The following is a 13,170-nucleotide window of genomic DNA, read 5'->3' as shown; positions in this document are numbered from 1 at the left end:
CGGCTTGAGCCTGTTAACCCGGCCCTTAATCCAACACCATTCATATTCGTTAATACCTGCACCAACTGCGGCACCCCCTTCAAGCCTGATCGCACGTTTATTGCCTATGTGCAAAGCAGCTATTTACGGGCCATGGCACCCTCTGCCCTCATGCACAAAAAAAATGCCGCCAACGGGGGAAAGTTGGCGGCAACACAAGAGGGAGATAATGCGTGGAACTCCGGTTCTCCGGAATATTTGGCAGCTGAAACCATCCCTGCCAAAGAGGATACAAGGCCAGCCATATCGGCCGACGATGTCGTGGTTGCAGGGGCTGGACTCGAACCAGCGACCTCAAGGTTATGAGCCTTGCGAGCTACCAGCTGCTCTACCCTGCTATTCATGATGCACCTGCACATCAGGATGTGCAGACGTCTGCAATTCATGGCCCGGCGCTTGCTTACTACATAGGAACGAATAAATGCGCTGGATCTTCTTAATGCCAGGATCCGTAAATCGACCGTTTTTTAAGTCACAAAGCCACCGATACCCAACCTCGGCACCTTTTGCAATTTCAGGCAAGGGGATCTCTGAGACATTCAGCAGATCAAGTGTGGTTTTGTGTAAGTCATCCATGGCCGGGATCATGAACTATTGTTCTCGTTCATGTCAAGAACAATTGTTCAAAAGCGGAACCAAAGTTCGTGACCAATAACAGACAATTTCAAAATGAAATTTAACGCTACAAAGAAGCTGATTGATAACCTTCAAAAGTTAATGGTGAATTCCACTGGTGAAATCGCTAAAAAAAGCGGTATTAGCAAGAGGATGATCGATTACATAATGGAAGGATCGCGAGGCGCTTCTTTAAATACGCTCGAAAAAATAGCCGATTCTCATGGGCTAAACGCTTGGCACTTACTTCTTGATTATTTGAATTTGGATGCAGCCAGGTCTGGTGATCTGGATAAGTTGGTCACCAACTTCAGCAAATGCGACAAGACAACCCAAGCTTATTTACTTCATGTTGCAGAGCACGGAGCAGTACCAGCAGTGAAATCTGCTGAGCAAAATGAGAGCCGTAAAGGCCCAAGAATGTAGTAAACCTTTTTTAAAAATCGTAACGTAGCCCGAAAAAATCGGGTTTTTTTATTAATTTTTGAACTGAAATGCTCAAAAATTACTAAATATTACATCTTGCATGAACAATTGTTCTTGACACATCAGGAACTATTGTTCAGTATTCGCAAAACGTCAACAGGGTTTTGCGATGCAAGTGACCATGGAAGACCTGAGAATGGCCTACCGCAGCACCAAGCTGCGCAAGTATGGCGTTACCTTTCTTCAGGCCATAGAGTCTCCAATGTTCCGCATGGCTTTAACCCACTTGGCCGAAATCGCCTACAAAAAGGCGGCGGGCAATCCGGCACCCAAGCAGCCGGACAAGTAGGAGACAGCAATGGCAACTGTAATCACTGTTCCGGACAATGCTCTTGTGCTGGAAATCGCAATCCAGGCGAAGGCCGACCATCTCTACCTCATCAGCAATGGCACTCGCTCTGCACTCTCCCCGATTGTTCCACCAGGATGGAAGGTGTTAATTGACCCAGCCAGCAAACGCACTGCAGATGCTTTAACGGCAGCCGCATGATGCGCCCGCTTATCTACCCCCTGCTGTTCGCGTTGATTGGAGTGGTGGCAGATCGCATATACCTGGTCGCGGAAATTGCTGCGTTCATCGACAACAAAGAGATATCGACCTTGGTCAATGAACTAGTCCGGTTCCTGCCTGACGATGAGGGGCAGATAGTCACCCTCTGGCTGGAGCGTGATAAGGACGGCGTTCTCAAGCTGAAATGGGATAAATCTCCAAGGGGATACCACAGCAAGGCCTACCGCATTCACGGTGCCCAGGCTGTCGAGATCATTAAGGATTGAGCATGTTTAACCAGATATTCATGTCTCAGATCATGATTCGCCAACCCAACTTGCCTGAAGCCATTGTCGAGCTGTTACAGCAGCACCCCGAAGGCCTAAGCCGCAGTGAGATATTCCATGGTGTAACCCTGCATATCACCGGCGACCAGGTGAGCGCCGCACTTAGGGCCATGCTTGATTCTGACATTGTCGAGCGAAGAACCAGGCGGATCATTCAACCCACCTGGGAAAAGTCCATCTGCACCTACGCGCTACGGCCCAATCAGTCCGCCACCCCCGAGCTTCGCAGACGCGGCCGCCCCAAGGCCGAACCTCAACCTACGCACCCATAACCGGAGCAAGCCATGACACATCAAGACCAAGTCACGTCCATTTTCGTACCGACCAGCAGCCTGCTGGCCTCGCCTACCAACCCACGCAAGCGCTTTGACGAGGAAAAGATTCAAGGCATGGCCGACACCATGGCCACGGTCGGCGTCCTGCAGCCGCTGGTCGTGCGCAACTTCAAAGGCAAAAAGGGCAAATATGAAATCGTCGCCGGTGAGACACGCTGGCGTGCAGCCACGGTCGCCGGGCTCGACCAGGTGCCGGTGATCGTCCGCGAGCTGACCGACCAGCAAGTAATCAAGATCCAGGTGATCGAAAACCTGCAGAGAACAGACCTGCACCCACTTGAGGAGGCAGAAGGCTTCAAGTTGCTCCTGGATAAAAGCCAGGACCTTGTTCCCTATACCGTACAAGAATTGGCAAAAGAAATAGGAAAATCACCTCGCACTATTTTTGCAAGCATGCAGCTATGTAACCTTTGTGATGCCGCAAAAAAGGTATTTTATGAGGGGTTTCTCAGCGCCAGTACGGCGCTTTTGATCGCTCGAATTCCTGGTGAGTTGTTGCAGAAGAAAGCCATCTCCGAGCTTAAAAAAGATATCAGGCCTGGTGAGGCCTTAAGCTATCGTCGCGCCCAAGACCTTCTCAAAACACGCTTTACCCTTCAACTCAGCAAAGCACCTTTTGATATCAATGATCCCAACCTGGTCAAATCCGCAGGAACCTGTACTGAATGTCCAAAACGCACAGGAAATTGTCGTGAAGCGTACCCCGATATCGAGAGTGCAGACGTCTGCACAGACCCTGACTGTCATTCAAATAAACGTGGAAACCATGTTCTTCATTTAAAGAAAGAAGGGGCTCGAATCATTGAAGGTGAAGCGGCAAAGAAAATTCTGCCCTACAGCAGCAATTACATCGACGGCGGTTATATCGAGTACGACCAGAATATGCACCGTGGGAAATGTTCGGGTAATCGACTGGATGAATTATTAGCAGACGACCCACCCGAATTGCTGACTGTCATTCACCCAGTCTCAGGTGACATCGTGAGGGTTTACAAAGAAAACGAAGCCATGCAGAAGCTGGCAGCCAAAGGATTGATTGATACCGTGTTAGCTTCAGGAAAATCATCTGCAGAAAAGCAGAGGGAAGCGGATGCAAAACTGGACAGAGCATATCGTGCCGGATATTTAGAAGCTGTCAGAGCGGAATTTGATACAAAGAACGGTAACGGCTTCAGTTACTTTGAAACTCGCATGATTGCGACCGTGTTTTTCAATCGACTAGATTTTGAAGACCGTAAAAGTGTTATCAAAGTTTGGTGGCCCGAGCGCGCTACAGGAACTATGCATGATGCGGTTAGTGACTTCAGTCGCTCGATACCTGACTTTTCCTTAGACGACCTTGAGCTTCTGCTGATCGATTGCGCCTTAGTCTCGGAGCTTCGCTGTGACTCATACAATTTTGATCGCTACCCTCCTGAACGGTTACTTGCTTTTATCAAGCATTACGAAATCGATATCGACCATATTAAAGACGCGGTGGATTTGAGGATTTGGGAAGAAAAGTCACGTAAAAAAACCAACTTACCCCGCCCTACCCCTCGCTCTGCTGCGCAAGCGCAAGAATCAAAGGCGCCCGAGAATCAGGAAGCCCTCGTCGCCGAGCTGGCCGGTGATCTTTCCCCTGAAGAGGCTGCGCTGATCGAGCCCGCTGCGCAGGCTGATGAAACATCCGCTGCGCAAGCGCCGAAAAACAAATTCGAGGAAATCAAGGCAAAGAAACTGGCCAAGATTCATAAAAAGGAGTCGGCCAAGGCCGACGAATCGAATGGCACAGCCGCTGCAGCGGCTGCGTAAACCAGCCATGCCGTCTCAATCCTGCTTATCAACGACCGCCGCCCCGACAAGAAAGGAAACAACCGTGTTCATTTTAGTGGAACCGACTAATCCCGACCCAACACCCACCACTCGCAGGTTTAGCGCCTACCCGACCCAACCTTTCACCAACGGCTTCCCATTCGCCGCCCAATTCCGCGACCAGGTAATGAATAAAACCAAACGCCAGACCTTTCGCCGCGTGAACCGTGGCGAGCATTTTCCGCAGCATGGAGAGAGCATCGTGGGTTGGGTTGAGCACAACAACAACTCTGCAGAGTTGATCCTCAATGAAACCATCATCATGGTCCAGCACCTGCATATTGATTTCGGAGAGCGCGATCCTATTTACGTCGACGGCCATCCACTCACCAGGTCAGGCCGTGAAGCATTCTCAAAGGCAGAGGGCTTTGAAACCTATCTCAAGATGTACGAATTCATCTACAGCCAATACGGCCTGCGCCCGATCAATGGCGTCGTGATTCATTGGTAATGGAGAGCATCATGAATCTAATTGACCCAACCATCAGCGGCCTTCAAGTGTTATCGATCGAGACCCTCCTTGCAAAAATCAGCCTAAAGAAAACCTCGCTTTATCGACTGATCAATACCGAGGGATTCCCCCAGCCTATAAAGTTGGGGCGCAAATCTGGTTGGCTAGAGCATGAAGTCGACGCTTGGCTACTTCAAAAATCCCGCAATTCAAAAACTGCGTCATAGGACCGGAGGCTCAGGCTTCCGGCCTTCTGTCACCGCATCGATGTAATCAGACCACCATTGCATCATGTAGCGCCGGTCCTTGATGTACTCCGCACGGTTATAAGCCCCACGCACCTCATTGCGCTCTGAATGGGCAAGCTGGCGCTCGATCACATCAGGGTTAAATCCAGTCTCGTTCAGTATGGTCGACGCCACCGATCTGAAACCATGCCCTGTCATTTTCCCTTTGTAACCCAGCTTGTATAAAGCGCTCAGTATCGTGTTGTTGCTGATGCTCACCATGTGGTTACGACCAGGAAGAATAAAATCACTCCCCCTGGAGAGAGGCTTAAGGGCATTTAAAATTGCAATCACCTGGTCAGACAATGGCACCAGGTGAGCATTGTTCATCTTCATTCGCTCGGCTGGAATTTCCCAGATCCGCTCTTCAAAATTGACCTCACTCCATCGGCTTCCGATCAATTCACCTGTACGAAGAAACGTATGCGCCAGCAACTGGATCCCGTATTGCGTATCCAGGCCACCGGTCTGGTGGTATTTAGCGATATCTCGCATCAGCTGCGGAAATTTCTCCGGCCTGACTGCCGGTTGGTGCTTTCGATTCACTGGAGTCAGGGCGCCACGTAGGGCTGCAGCCAGATCATACGCGCAGCGGCCAGTGGCAATGCCATACCGAAACACCTGGCCAACCATACCCAATGTCTTATGAGCCGCATCAAAAGCACCTCGGCGCTCAATGTCCTGTATAACGTCCAACAGCTCAGGACCAGTGATTTGGGAGATCGGCCGTTTTCCAATCTTGGGAAATATGTTGTATTCCAGGCGCCGCATGACGTCTGCCGCGTGCGAATCCACCCACGTACGCAGATATTTCCCGTACCACTCCCGCGCAACCGACTCAAAAGAATTATCAGCTGCGATCTTTCGCTCGATCTTGGCCAGCTTGCGCTCCTGGGAGGGATCTTTACCGTTTGCGAGCAAACATCCCTTCTCAACCGCCAATTTTCGAGCCGATTGCAAAGTCACCTTGGGGTATACCCCTAAGCTGAGCGATTTTTCTTTGCCATCGATCACATATCGATAGCGCCAATACTTTTCACCCGAGTCGTAAACCCACAAATACAGCCCAGCGCCATCACTAAGCTTGCGGATCTTCTTTCCCTCACTGGTCGCATTGCGACATTGAATCTCTGTCAGACTTTTTGCCATGTGGTAACTTTTTTGCACCATGTGGTAACTCGTCAAAAAGTTACCACACTTTTGCCCCGGCTGTAGACGAACGAACGCGAACAAGCGCGAACCCCAAACGGGGCTATAGTACCTGCTAATAAAGGATTTGTGTTATTTCGTGGGGTATTTTGGAACGCTGACGAACATCAGCGAATGGTGTTCTGGCGGAAGAGGTGAGATTCGAACTCACGGTGGGCGTGAACCCACGACAGTTTTCAAGACTGTTGCATTAAACCGCTCTGCCACTCTTCCGGAAACGCTTGCTTCACGCTGCGTATGACTAACCGCGCTGCAAACAATCGCAAAATTATACCAGCGTATTCAGTCATCCGCCAGATCGGCATTCGGAAACAACACATCCTGAAAGCCGAAATTCGCCAGATCGCGGATGCGCATGGGGTAAAGGATGCCATCCAGATGATCACATTCATGCTGCACAACACGGGCATGAAAGTCGCTCACCAGGCGATCTATCGGGTTGCCATACTGGTCAAACCCGGTGTAATGCAGGCGGGTATACCGTGGCACGATGCCGCGCATGCCCGGCACGGAAAGGCAGCCTTCCCAGCCATCTTCCTGCTCATCATTCACGGGTTGCAGGGTTGGGTTGATCAGCACGGTATAGGGCACTTGCTCGGCATCGGGATAGCGTGGATTTTTACCCACTCCAAAAATCACCACGCGCAGGCTGACTCCAATCTGGGGCGCCGCGATGCCAGCCCCGTTCATGTGCGCCATGGTGTCTTCCATGTCTTGGATCAAGGCCTGCAGCTCGGGAGTATCAAACGCCGTCACCGGCGCGGCTTTTTGCAACAGCAGCGGATCACCCATCCGCAATACAGGCCTAATCGGCATGACTCATCACCACCTGTTCTATCAAATGGCGCACACGCTCCATAGTTTGATCCAGCACGGCGCCTATGTCTTCATAACGAATACCATGCACGCTACTGCCACGACCAGCCGCATGGTTAACCACCGGACAAATGGCGGCGTAGCTGATCTCCAGCTCACGCGCCAGCACGGCTTCCGGCATGCCTGTCATTCCGACCATGGTGGCGCCGTCGCGTTCCAGCTTGTTGATCTCGGCCGCCGTTTCCAGCCTCGGCCCCTGCATGGCGGCATAGACGCCACCATCAACCAGCGGTTCGCCAGACTGGCGCGAAGCCTGCAGGCAAAGGCCGCGCAAGCGCGGACAATAAGGCTCGGTGAAGTCAATGTGGATCACCGGCTTGTCCACGTCATCGTAGTAGGTGTTTTTACGGCCATGGGTGTAATCAATAATCTGGTCTGGCAAGGCGATGGTGCCCGGCCCCAAATCGGCATGAATACCGCCGACAGTGGCGACGGCAACAATGTCACGCACGCCCTCAGAATGCAGCGCCCACATGTTGGCCCGGTAATTGACACCATGCGGAGGAATGGTATGCCCGCTGCCATGGCGCGCCAGAAAGACCACCGACTTGCCACCCAGCTCACCAAAGGTTAATGGCCCTGATGGCTCGCCATAAGGGGTGCGAATAAGCTGCCGTCTTGTGATCTTGAGGTTGGCCAACTGCGTAAGCCCGGTACCGCCTATGATTCCCAGCATTAAAAAATTCCTAGCGTTCGGTTTATCAAAAAAGTATCCGCGATTGTAACGCAAAGCGGCCGCGGTAAATTCTGCAGATGCGCCCTCTCCGCAAGCTTTAAGCACGGCATTTTGTGGCATACTTCACCCAGCCATGAATACATCCCAAGCCGTTACTGCCGAAAGCCTGGCCCACGCCAGTGCGCACTACGAAAACTTCCCTGTTGCCTCAGTGCTGCTGCCCATGCGGCTTAGACGCCCTATCGGCGTGATCTATTCGTTTGCGCGGCAAGCCGATGACTTTGCGGATGAAGGTGATCATACTCCCGAGCAGCGTCTGGCGCTGCTGGATGGATTTCGGCAGGAGCTGCACCTGATTGCTCAGGGCAATACGCCCACAACCGCATTTTTCATCACCCTGGCCGACACCATTAAACGTCACAGCTTACCCTTGCAGCCTTTTTACGACCTGCTGGATGCCTTCAGCCAGGATGTGGTGAAAAGCCGCTACGAAAATTTCGGTGAAGTCATGGATTACTGTCGACGTTCCGCCAACCCGGTCGGACGTCTGCTGCTGCATCTCTACCAGGCGGCCACCCCACGCAATACCGGGCTCTCCGATGCCATCTGCTCCTCCCTGCAACTCATCAACTTTTTGCAGGATGTGGAGATAGACTACAAGAAAGACCGCATCTACTTCCCCCTTGATGAAATGCGCAAATACCGCATTGAAGAAAAGCAGATTGCCAATTCTGACAGCAGCGGCACCTGGGGCCTGTTCATGGAATTCCAGATCAACCGCGCCCGTCGGCTGCTGCAATCAGGCGCGCCGCTCGGCAAGGCCCTGCCCGGCCGCACCGGGCTCGAAATGCGCACTATCATTGCAGGCGGCGAGCGCATCCTGCAAAAGCTGCATAAATCACGCGGTGACATGTTCACCCAGCGGCCTGTGCTCAAGCCCTATGACTGGGCGCTGATGCTGTACAAGGCTGTACGCGCTAAATAATTACCCGGAGCATCCCTTGTCCCCACAAGAATATTGCGAGAACAAAGCCGCTGCCAGCGGCTCCAGTTTTTACGCCAGCTTTCGCTTCCTGCCCAAGCCGCAGCGCGATGCCATTACCGCGCTTTATGCCTTCTGTCGTGAGGTCGATGATATTGCCGACGAATGCACCGATATCGGCATTGCCCGCACCAAGCTAGCCTGGTGGCGCGAAGAGATTCACGGCTTGTATGCGGGCAATCCGCAACATCCGGTCAGCAAGGCATTACAAGGGCCGATCAACACCTACCAACTGCAAGAACAACACTTTATTGAGATCATCGCTGGCATGGAGATGGATTGCGAGCAGAATCGCTATGCCAACTTTGCCGCACTTGAGCTCTATTGCTACCGCGTCGCCAGCGTGGTTGGCCTATTATCCGCCGCCATTTTTGGCTACCGTAATCCAGCTACCGAGCAATATGCGCTGGATCTTGGCATGGCATTTCAGCTTACCAATATCATTCGCGATGTGGGGGAGGATGCACGGCGCGACCGCATTTACCTGCCGCAGGATGAATTGGCCCGCTTCTGCGTCACCGAAATCGATATCCTGCATGGGCATGAAACACCGCAAGTCCGGGAGTTGCTTGATTTTCAGATTTCCCGGGCCGAGTCCTACTATGAGCGCGCCCTGGGCGAGTTGCCACAGGAAGACCGTAAAACGCAACGTACAGGCCTCATGATGTCGGCCATTTACCGCACGCTGCTACGTGAAATCAAGGCCGACGGCGCCGAAAAAGTGCTCAATTCACGTACGTCGCTTGGTGGTCTGCGCAAAATGTGGCTGGCGTTCAGCACCTGGCTGCGCAACTAGAGCATCCGCGCGATGCATTTCCCTCCTGCTTTGCTTTACGCATAAACACCATGTCGACGCCATCATTGTCTCTAGCTAACGCGCATGTCGGCATTATTGGGGCAGGCTGTGCGGGCTTGGCCGCTGGCGCCAGCCTGGCGAGACAAGGCGTCAATGTCACTGTACTGGAGTCCGCCCCGCAGGCTGGAGGGCGCGCGCGCAGCCTGAGCTGGAAAGGTGCCCGGTTGGATAATGGTCAACATATCCTGCTGGGTGCATATCAACAAACCCTGGCGCTGCTGTCGCAAGCGGGCGTGGATGAAGCGCAGGCCCTGATGCGCTTGCCATTGGATTTGCGCCTGGCGGAAGGGTTTGAACTGCAGGCGGCAGATGCCTGGCCAGCGCCGCTGCATTTGCTGGTAGGTTTATTGCGCGCCAAAGGCTTGAGTTGGAGCGAGCGCTTCTCCGCCATCCGCTTCATGAGCTGGCTACAGCTGCGCCGATTCAAACTGGGACGCGACATTTCCGTGCTGGCGTTGCTCCATGACCGCAAACAAACACCGACACTGATACGCTGCCTGTGGGAGCCCCTGTGCCTCGGTGCGCTCAACACGCCGATTGATCAGGCAAGCGCACAGGTATTCGTCAACGTTCTGCGCGATAGTTTTGCCCGCCGCAAACAGGATAGCCACCTACTACTCCCCAAGCAGGATTTATCCACGCTGCTGATCGCACCGCTCATTGAAGATATCAAGCAACATGCAGGGGAAGTGCACTTGCGCAAAGGAGTGCACAAGATAGAAGCCGAAGACAGCATGTACTGGCTCCATACCGAAGATCAGAATAGCGCGCTTTATACGCATGTCGTGCTGGCCTGCCAACCTTTCCGGGCGGGCCCATTGCTTGCCGGGCTGCCCGGTACCGAGGCATTGCAACAGTCACTGGCAAGCCTGCAATATCAGCCCATCTATACGGTTTACTTCCAGTTTGATACCAGCGTAGCGCTCGACTTTCCCATGCTGGGCCTCAATGCTGGCATCAGTCAGTGGGTATTTGATCGTGGTCAACTGGATGGGCAACACGGCCTGATTGCCGTTGTCATCAGTGCCGAGGGCGCACACCAGTCCTTGCGACAGGATGCCTTGGCCGAGATCGTGCTGGCCGAACTGCGCGATCACTACCCGGCGCTCAAGGCGCCCATCTACTGGTATAAAGTCATCGCCGAAAAACGCGCCACATTCAGCTGCACCGCCGGATTATCTCGCCCGACCATGCGAACCGACCTAAGTAATCTCTATCTGGCAGGCGATTATGTGGCGGGAGATTATCCCGCCACCATTGAAGGCGCCATCCGCAGCGGCGTACAATGCGCCCAGCACATCACACTATCCCTCACCTCCTGACACAGAAAGCCATCGATGAACGCAGATCTCTCGAACTTCCTCCTCCATTGGGCCATCATGAGCCTGTCGCTCTGGGTGGCCAGCTACCTGTTTAGCGGCATCAAGTTCAGCGGGGTGCCATCGCTACTCGTGTCTGCATTGGTGTTGGGCTTTGCCAACGCCATCATCCGCCCTATCCTGTTTTTCCTGACCCTGCCGATCACCCTGGTGACGCTGGGCTTCTTTGTCCTGGTCATCAATGCCTTGATGATTATGCTGGTGGCAAAACTGGTGAAAGGCTTTCAGCTTTCCGGCTTCTGGACAGCATTTTTCGCCAGTATTTTCATTGCTATCTTTACGCTGATCATTGAATGGATGCTGCCCAGCCAGGGCGCCATCATCATTCAAAACGCCAACACCATCTCTATCTAGATTGAAGTTTCATGCACAACTACCAAGCCCCTGCCCAACTGTTAGCAGACCGCGTCATTCTTGTCACTGGTGCAGGCCAGGGCATAGGCCGGGAGGCCTCATTGGCGTTTGCGCGCCATGGTGCCACTGTCATTTTGTGTGGTCGTACGCTGAAAAAGCTGGAGGCGGTTTACGACGCCATCGAAGCCGCAGGCTATCCGCAGGCGGTGATTTTTCCACTGGACTTGAGTAAAACCGATGAGCCGTCTTTTACGGCGATGGCAGAAGGCATATACCAGCAACTAGGTCGCCTGGACGGCATTCTGCATAATGCCGCCCATTACGTTAACCTGAGCCCGCTGGAGATTCAGACAATGGAGCAGTTTGAAAGCATGTTCAAGGTGAATGTGATTGCGCCGTTTGCCTTGACCAAAGCCTGTTTGCCATTGCTGAAACGTGGCGCAGATACCTCGGTTATTTTCACATCGTCGACTGCCGGACATCAGGCAGGTGCCTATTGGGGCAGCCATGGCATCAGCAAACAAGCGGTTGAGCACTTGGTAAAAACCTGGGCACTTGAGCTGGAAAGTACACCGAATGTGCGCCTGAATGCCGTGATACCCGGGCCGGCGCAATCACCTCAACGCAAGAAAAGCCATCCTGGTGAAGTCCATGACTCCTTACCGTTAGCCGAGAGTCTGATGTCGGTGTATCTCTATTTGATGGGGAAAGACAGCGCTGGCGTCAGCGGCCAGATTGTTCAGGCGCAGACTGCGTAAAAACTTATTGGCGTGTCTCTAGACTAAAAATACAGTAGTCAAAGGCTGGGGGCAGGATAATCGCTGGCCTTTATGGGTGGCGGCAAGCGCATGATCTTGTCGATCACCAGCCGTGCCATGGCCCAGGCTTTATCTTCCAGCAACATCTCTTTTTCCAGATCGGTAAATGGCAGATAGCGATTACCATGGGTGAGTGAAAATCGCCGGGACTGCTCGACATTCAGATAGGCCAGCATCACATCCTGCACACGTTCGTCACGATTTTTGTAAAGCGATGGCATTGCGCTCCCAATTAGGTGATTCAAATGAAAAGGCCAGCTTGAGAAAAGCCGCTTGTTAGCGGCCTTGTATGAAATATACCGCAAGCTGCCAGCTGTGGGTAGCCCATGATCCAGCGCACAAAGCAGCATTGTCGCAGCGCGCCAGGCTGGCTATGATGCACCACCTGCCAACAAGAGCGTGATCATGCAAACTACCAAACTTCCCCTTACCTTTGCCTTTGGCGTATTGCTCGCCTTGCTGGTATCCGGCATCACTCCCTATGACCGCCTCACATGGCTGATGGAAACGCTGCCAGTCATGATTGCCCTGCCCTTGCTGACGGCCACTTATCGTCAATTCAGGCTCACCAATCTGCTTTACGTGCTGATTGGCTTGCATGCCTGGGTACTCATTGTCGGCGGCACTTATACCTACGCCCGTGTGCCCATCGGTTTTTACGTGCAGGATTGGTTTGGGCTTGATCGCAACCCGTACGACAAACTGGGCCATCTGATGCAAGGCTTTGTGCCAGCATTGATCGCCCGTGAGATACTGCTGCGCATGCGCTATCTCACCAGCCGCCGCATGACGGCATTTCTGTGCGTGGCGATTGCGCTCGCCATCAGCTCGGTTTATGAGTTGATTGAATGGGCAGCTGCCGTTGCCATGGGGCAAGGGGCTGATGAGTTTCTGGGGACGCAAGGCGATGTGTGGGACACACAATCAGATATGTTCTGCGCCATGATAGGCGCCATCGTAGCACTACTGGTCTTGTCCAAGTGGCATGACCGGCAGATGCAGTCACTGGAAATCAACCGCCAAGACAAGCACTAAAGGCACAAGAGCGTTGCGATG

At 53.0% G+C, this 13,170-nt stretch carries 19 protein-coding genes and 2 tRNA genes; 14 read left to right on the top strand and 7 right to left on the bottom strand.

The genetic code is table 11. From position 1 onward, the window contains the following. Window positions 1–301: 301 nt before the first annotated feature. Window positions 302–377 (bottom strand) — tRNA-Met (locus LG204_RS10145). Further along, the gene (locus tag LG204_RS10140) at window positions 376–615 is read right to left on the bottom strand and encodes a hypothetical protein (protein WP_230337156.1); all 240 of its coding nucleotides are present in this window, start codon (window positions 613–615) and stop codon (window positions 376–378) included. Before LG204_RS10140 ends, LG204_RS10145 begins: the two co-directional genes overlap by 2 nt. 93 nt (window positions 616–708) lie before the next feature. Between LG204_RS10140 and LG204_RS10135 the strand changes: the two genes are divergently transcribed. The 8 genes from LG204_RS10135 to LG204_RS10100 all read left to right on the top strand — a co-directional run bounded on the left by LG204_RS10135 (window position 709) and on the right by LG204_RS10100 (window position 4,844). Further along, complete coding sequence (locus LG204_RS10135; protein WP_230337155.1) at window positions 709–1,080, top strand: helix-turn-helix domain-containing protein; 372 nt, start codon at window positions 709–711, stop codon at window positions 1,078–1,080. A gap of 181 nt (window positions 1,081–1,261) precedes the next feature. Continuing rightward, the gene (locus LG204_RS10130; RefSeq protein ID WP_230337154.1) at window positions 1,262–1,429 is read left to right on the top strand and encodes a hypothetical protein; all 168 of its coding nucleotides are present in this window, start codon (window positions 1,262–1,264) and stop codon (window positions 1,427–1,429) included. Between the two features lie 9 nt (window positions 1,430–1,438). Beyond that, entirely contained in the window at window positions 1,439–1,630 is a 192-nt protein-coding gene (locus LG204_RS10125) for a hypothetical protein (protein ID WP_230337153.1), read from the top strand. Then, window positions 1,627–1,917, top strand: a complete 291-nt coding sequence (locus LG204_RS10120; protein WP_230337152.1) for a hypothetical protein — start codon at window positions 1,627–1,629, stop codon at window positions 1,915–1,917. Before LG204_RS10125 ends, LG204_RS10120 begins: the two co-directional genes overlap by 4 nt. 20 nt (window positions 1,918–1,937) lie before the next feature. Then, window positions 1,938–2,249 (top strand): hypothetical protein, encoded by a 312-nt coding sequence (locus tag LG204_RS10115; RefSeq protein ID WP_230337151.1) that lies wholly within the window; start codon window positions 1,938–1,940, stop codon window positions 2,247–2,249. A gap of 12 nt (window positions 2,250–2,261) precedes the next feature. Beyond that, the gene (locus LG204_RS10110; protein ID WP_230337150.1) at window positions 2,262–4,106 is read left to right on the top strand and encodes a ParB/RepB/Spo0J family partition protein; all 1,845 of its coding nucleotides are present in this window, start codon (window positions 2,262–2,264) and stop codon (window positions 4,104–4,106) included. Next, window positions 4,078–4,617 carry a hypothetical protein gene (locus tag LG204_RS10105; protein ID WP_230337149.1) on the top strand — a complete coding sequence of 180 codons (540 nt, stop codon included), beginning with the start codon at window positions 4,078–4,080 and terminating at the stop codon, window positions 4,615–4,617. The genes LG204_RS10110 and LG204_RS10105 overlap by 29 nt, the downstream gene beginning before the upstream one ends. An 11-nt stretch (window positions 4,618–4,628) precedes the next feature. After that, on the top strand, window positions 4,629–4,844 hold the full coding sequence (locus LG204_RS10100) for a helix-turn-helix transcriptional regulator (protein ID WP_230337148.1): 216 nt from the start codon (window positions 4,629–4,631) through the stop codon (window positions 4,842–4,844). On the opposite strand, the gene LG204_RS10095 is transcribed toward LG204_RS10100, so the two are convergent. The 4 genes from LG204_RS10095 to LG204_RS10080 all read right to left on the bottom strand — a co-directional run bounded on the left by LG204_RS10095 (window position 4,839) and on the right by LG204_RS10080 (window position 7,665). Next, a complete protein-coding gene (locus tag LG204_RS10095) occupies window positions 4,839–6,053 on the bottom strand; it encodes a tyrosine-type recombinase/integrase (RefSeq protein ID WP_230337147.1) in 1,215 nt (404 codons plus the stop codon). The genes LG204_RS10100 and LG204_RS10095 overlap by 6 nt on opposite strands. Before the next feature lie 183 nt (window positions 6,054–6,236). Further along, window positions 6,237–6,326 (bottom strand) — tRNA-Ser (locus LG204_RS10090). 69 nt (window positions 6,327–6,395) lie between these two features. After that, window positions 6,396–6,929 (bottom strand): peptide deformylase, encoded by a 534-nt coding sequence (gene def / locus LG204_RS10085; protein ID WP_230337146.1) that lies wholly within the window; start codon window positions 6,927–6,929, stop codon window positions 6,396–6,398. Then, a complete protein-coding gene (locus LG204_RS10080; protein WP_230337145.1) occupies window positions 6,919–7,665 on the bottom strand; it encodes an S-methyl-5'-thioinosine phosphorylase in 747 nt (248 codons plus the stop codon). The genes def and LG204_RS10080 overlap by 11 nt, the downstream gene beginning before the upstream one ends. A 133-nt stretch (window positions 7,666–7,798) precedes the next feature. Between LG204_RS10080 and hpnC the strand changes: the two genes are divergently transcribed. The 5 genes from hpnC to LG204_RS10055 are packed head-to-tail and all read left to right on the top strand — an operon-like array spanning window position 7,799 to window position 12,054. Continuing rightward, window positions 7,799–8,650: a squalene synthase HpnC gene (gene hpnC / locus LG204_RS10075; RefSeq protein ID WP_230337144.1), complete on the top strand. Its 852-nt coding sequence runs from the start codon at window positions 7,799–7,801 to the stop codon at window positions 8,648–8,650. Window positions 8,651–8,666: 16 nt separating this feature from the next. Beyond that, window positions 8,667–9,503, top strand: a complete 837-nt coding sequence (gene hpnD / locus LG204_RS10070) for a presqualene diphosphate synthase HpnD (RefSeq protein WP_230337143.1) — start codon at window positions 8,667–8,669, stop codon at window positions 9,501–9,503. Window positions 9,504–9,553: 50 nt separating this feature from the next. After that, on the top strand, window positions 9,554–10,885 hold the full coding sequence (gene hpnE, locus LG204_RS10065) for a hydroxysqualene dehydroxylase HpnE (RefSeq protein ID WP_230337142.1): 1,332 nt from the start codon (window positions 9,554–9,556) through the stop codon (window positions 10,883–10,885). A 15-nt stretch (window positions 10,886–10,900) separates the two neighbouring features. Beyond that, on the top strand, window positions 10,901–11,296 hold the full coding sequence (locus tag LG204_RS10060) for a phage holin family protein (RefSeq protein ID WP_230337141.1): 396 nt from the start codon (window positions 10,901–10,903) through the stop codon (window positions 11,294–11,296). Between the two features lie 11 nt (window positions 11,297–11,307). Then, entirely contained in the window at window positions 11,308–12,054 is a 747-nt protein-coding gene (locus tag LG204_RS10055) for a YciK family oxidoreductase (RefSeq protein ID WP_230337140.1), read from the top strand. Window positions 12,055–12,092: 38 nt separating this feature from the next. Here LG204_RS10055 and LG204_RS10050 read toward each other — a convergent pair whose 3' ends face one another. Beyond that, window positions 12,093–12,335 (bottom strand): hypothetical protein, encoded by a 243-nt coding sequence (locus LG204_RS10050; protein ID WP_230337139.1) that lies wholly within the window; start codon window positions 12,333–12,335, stop codon window positions 12,093–12,095. A 184-nt stretch (window positions 12,336–12,519) separates the two neighbouring features. On the opposite strand from LG204_RS10050, the gene LG204_RS10045 reads away from it, so the two are divergent. Next, complete coding sequence (locus LG204_RS10045; protein WP_230337138.1) at window positions 12,520–13,149, top strand: DUF2238 domain-containing protein; 630 nt, start codon at window positions 12,520–12,522, stop codon at window positions 13,147–13,149. Window positions 13,150–13,170 lie beyond the last annotated feature (21 nt).

This window comes from Methylovorus menthalis (assembly GCF_020523625.1).
In the GTDB taxonomy this organism is placed as follows: domain Bacteria; phylum Pseudomonadota; class Gammaproteobacteria; order Burkholderiales; family Methylophilaceae; genus Methylovorus; species Methylovorus menthalis.
The sequence above is the reverse complement of the archived record's forward strand: the minus strand, read 5'-3'. Positions and strand labels throughout refer to the sequence as shown.

Coding starts and splice junctions, on each gene's coding strand:
- LG204_RS10140 (WP_230337156.1), bottom strand. CDS start 615: ATGGATGACTTACACAAAACCACACTTGATCTGCTGAATGTCTCAGAG.
- LG204_RS10135 (WP_230337155.1), top strand. CDS start 709: ATGAAATTTAACGCTACAAAGAAGCTGATTGATAACCTTCAAAAGTTA.
- LG204_RS10130 (WP_230337154.1), top strand. CDS start 1,262: ATGGAAGACCTGAGAATGGCCTACCGCAGCACCAAGCTGCGCAAGTAT.
- LG204_RS10125 (WP_230337153.1), top strand. CDS start 1,439: ATGGCAACTGTAATCACTGTTCCGGACAATGCTCTTGTGCTGGAAATC.
- LG204_RS10120 (WP_230337152.1), top strand. CDS start 1,627: ATGATGCGCCCGCTTATCTACCCCCTGCTGTTCGCGTTGATTGGAGTG.
- LG204_RS10115 (WP_230337151.1), top strand. CDS start 1,938: ATGTCTCAGATCATGATTCGCCAACCCAACTTGCCTGAAGCCATTGTC.
- LG204_RS10110 (WP_230337150.1), top strand. CDS start 2,262: ATGACACATCAAGACCAAGTCACGTCCATTTTCGTACCGACCAGCAGC.
- LG204_RS10105 (WP_230337149.1), top strand. CDS start 4,078: ATGGCACAGCCGCTGCAGCGGCTGCGTAAACCAGCCATGCCGTCTCAA.
- LG204_RS10100 (WP_230337148.1), top strand. CDS start 4,629: ATGAATCTAATTGACCCAACCATCAGCGGCCTTCAAGTGTTATCGATC.
- LG204_RS10095 (WP_230337147.1), bottom strand. CDS start 6,053: ATGGCAAAAAGTCTGACAGAGATTCAATGTCGCAATGCGACCAGTGAG.
- def (WP_230337146.1), bottom strand. CDS start 6,929: ATGCCGATTAGGCCTGTATTGCGGATGGGTGATCCGCTGCTGTTGCAA.
- LG204_RS10080 (WP_230337145.1), bottom strand. CDS start 7,665: ATGCTGGGAATCATAGGCGGTACCGGGCTTACGCAGTTGGCCAACCTC.
- hpnC (WP_230337144.1), top strand. CDS start 7,799: ATGAATACATCCCAAGCCGTTACTGCCGAAAGCCTGGCCCACGCCAGT.
- hpnE (WP_230337142.1), top strand. CDS start 9,554: ATGTCGACGCCATCATTGTCTCTAGCTAACGCGCATGTCGGCATTATT.
- LG204_RS10060 (WP_230337141.1), top strand. CDS start 10,901: ATGAACGCAGATCTCTCGAACTTCCTCCTCCATTGGGCCATCATGAGC.
- LG204_RS10055 (WP_230337140.1), top strand. CDS start 11,308: ATGCACAACTACCAAGCCCCTGCCCAACTGTTAGCAGACCGCGTCATT.
- LG204_RS10050 (WP_230337139.1), bottom strand. CDS start 12,335: ATGCCATCGCTTTACAAAAATCGTGACGAACGTGTGCAGGATGTGATG.
- LG204_RS10045 (WP_230337138.1), top strand. CDS start 12,520: ATGCAAACTACCAAACTTCCCCTTACCTTTGCCTTTGGCGTATTGCTC.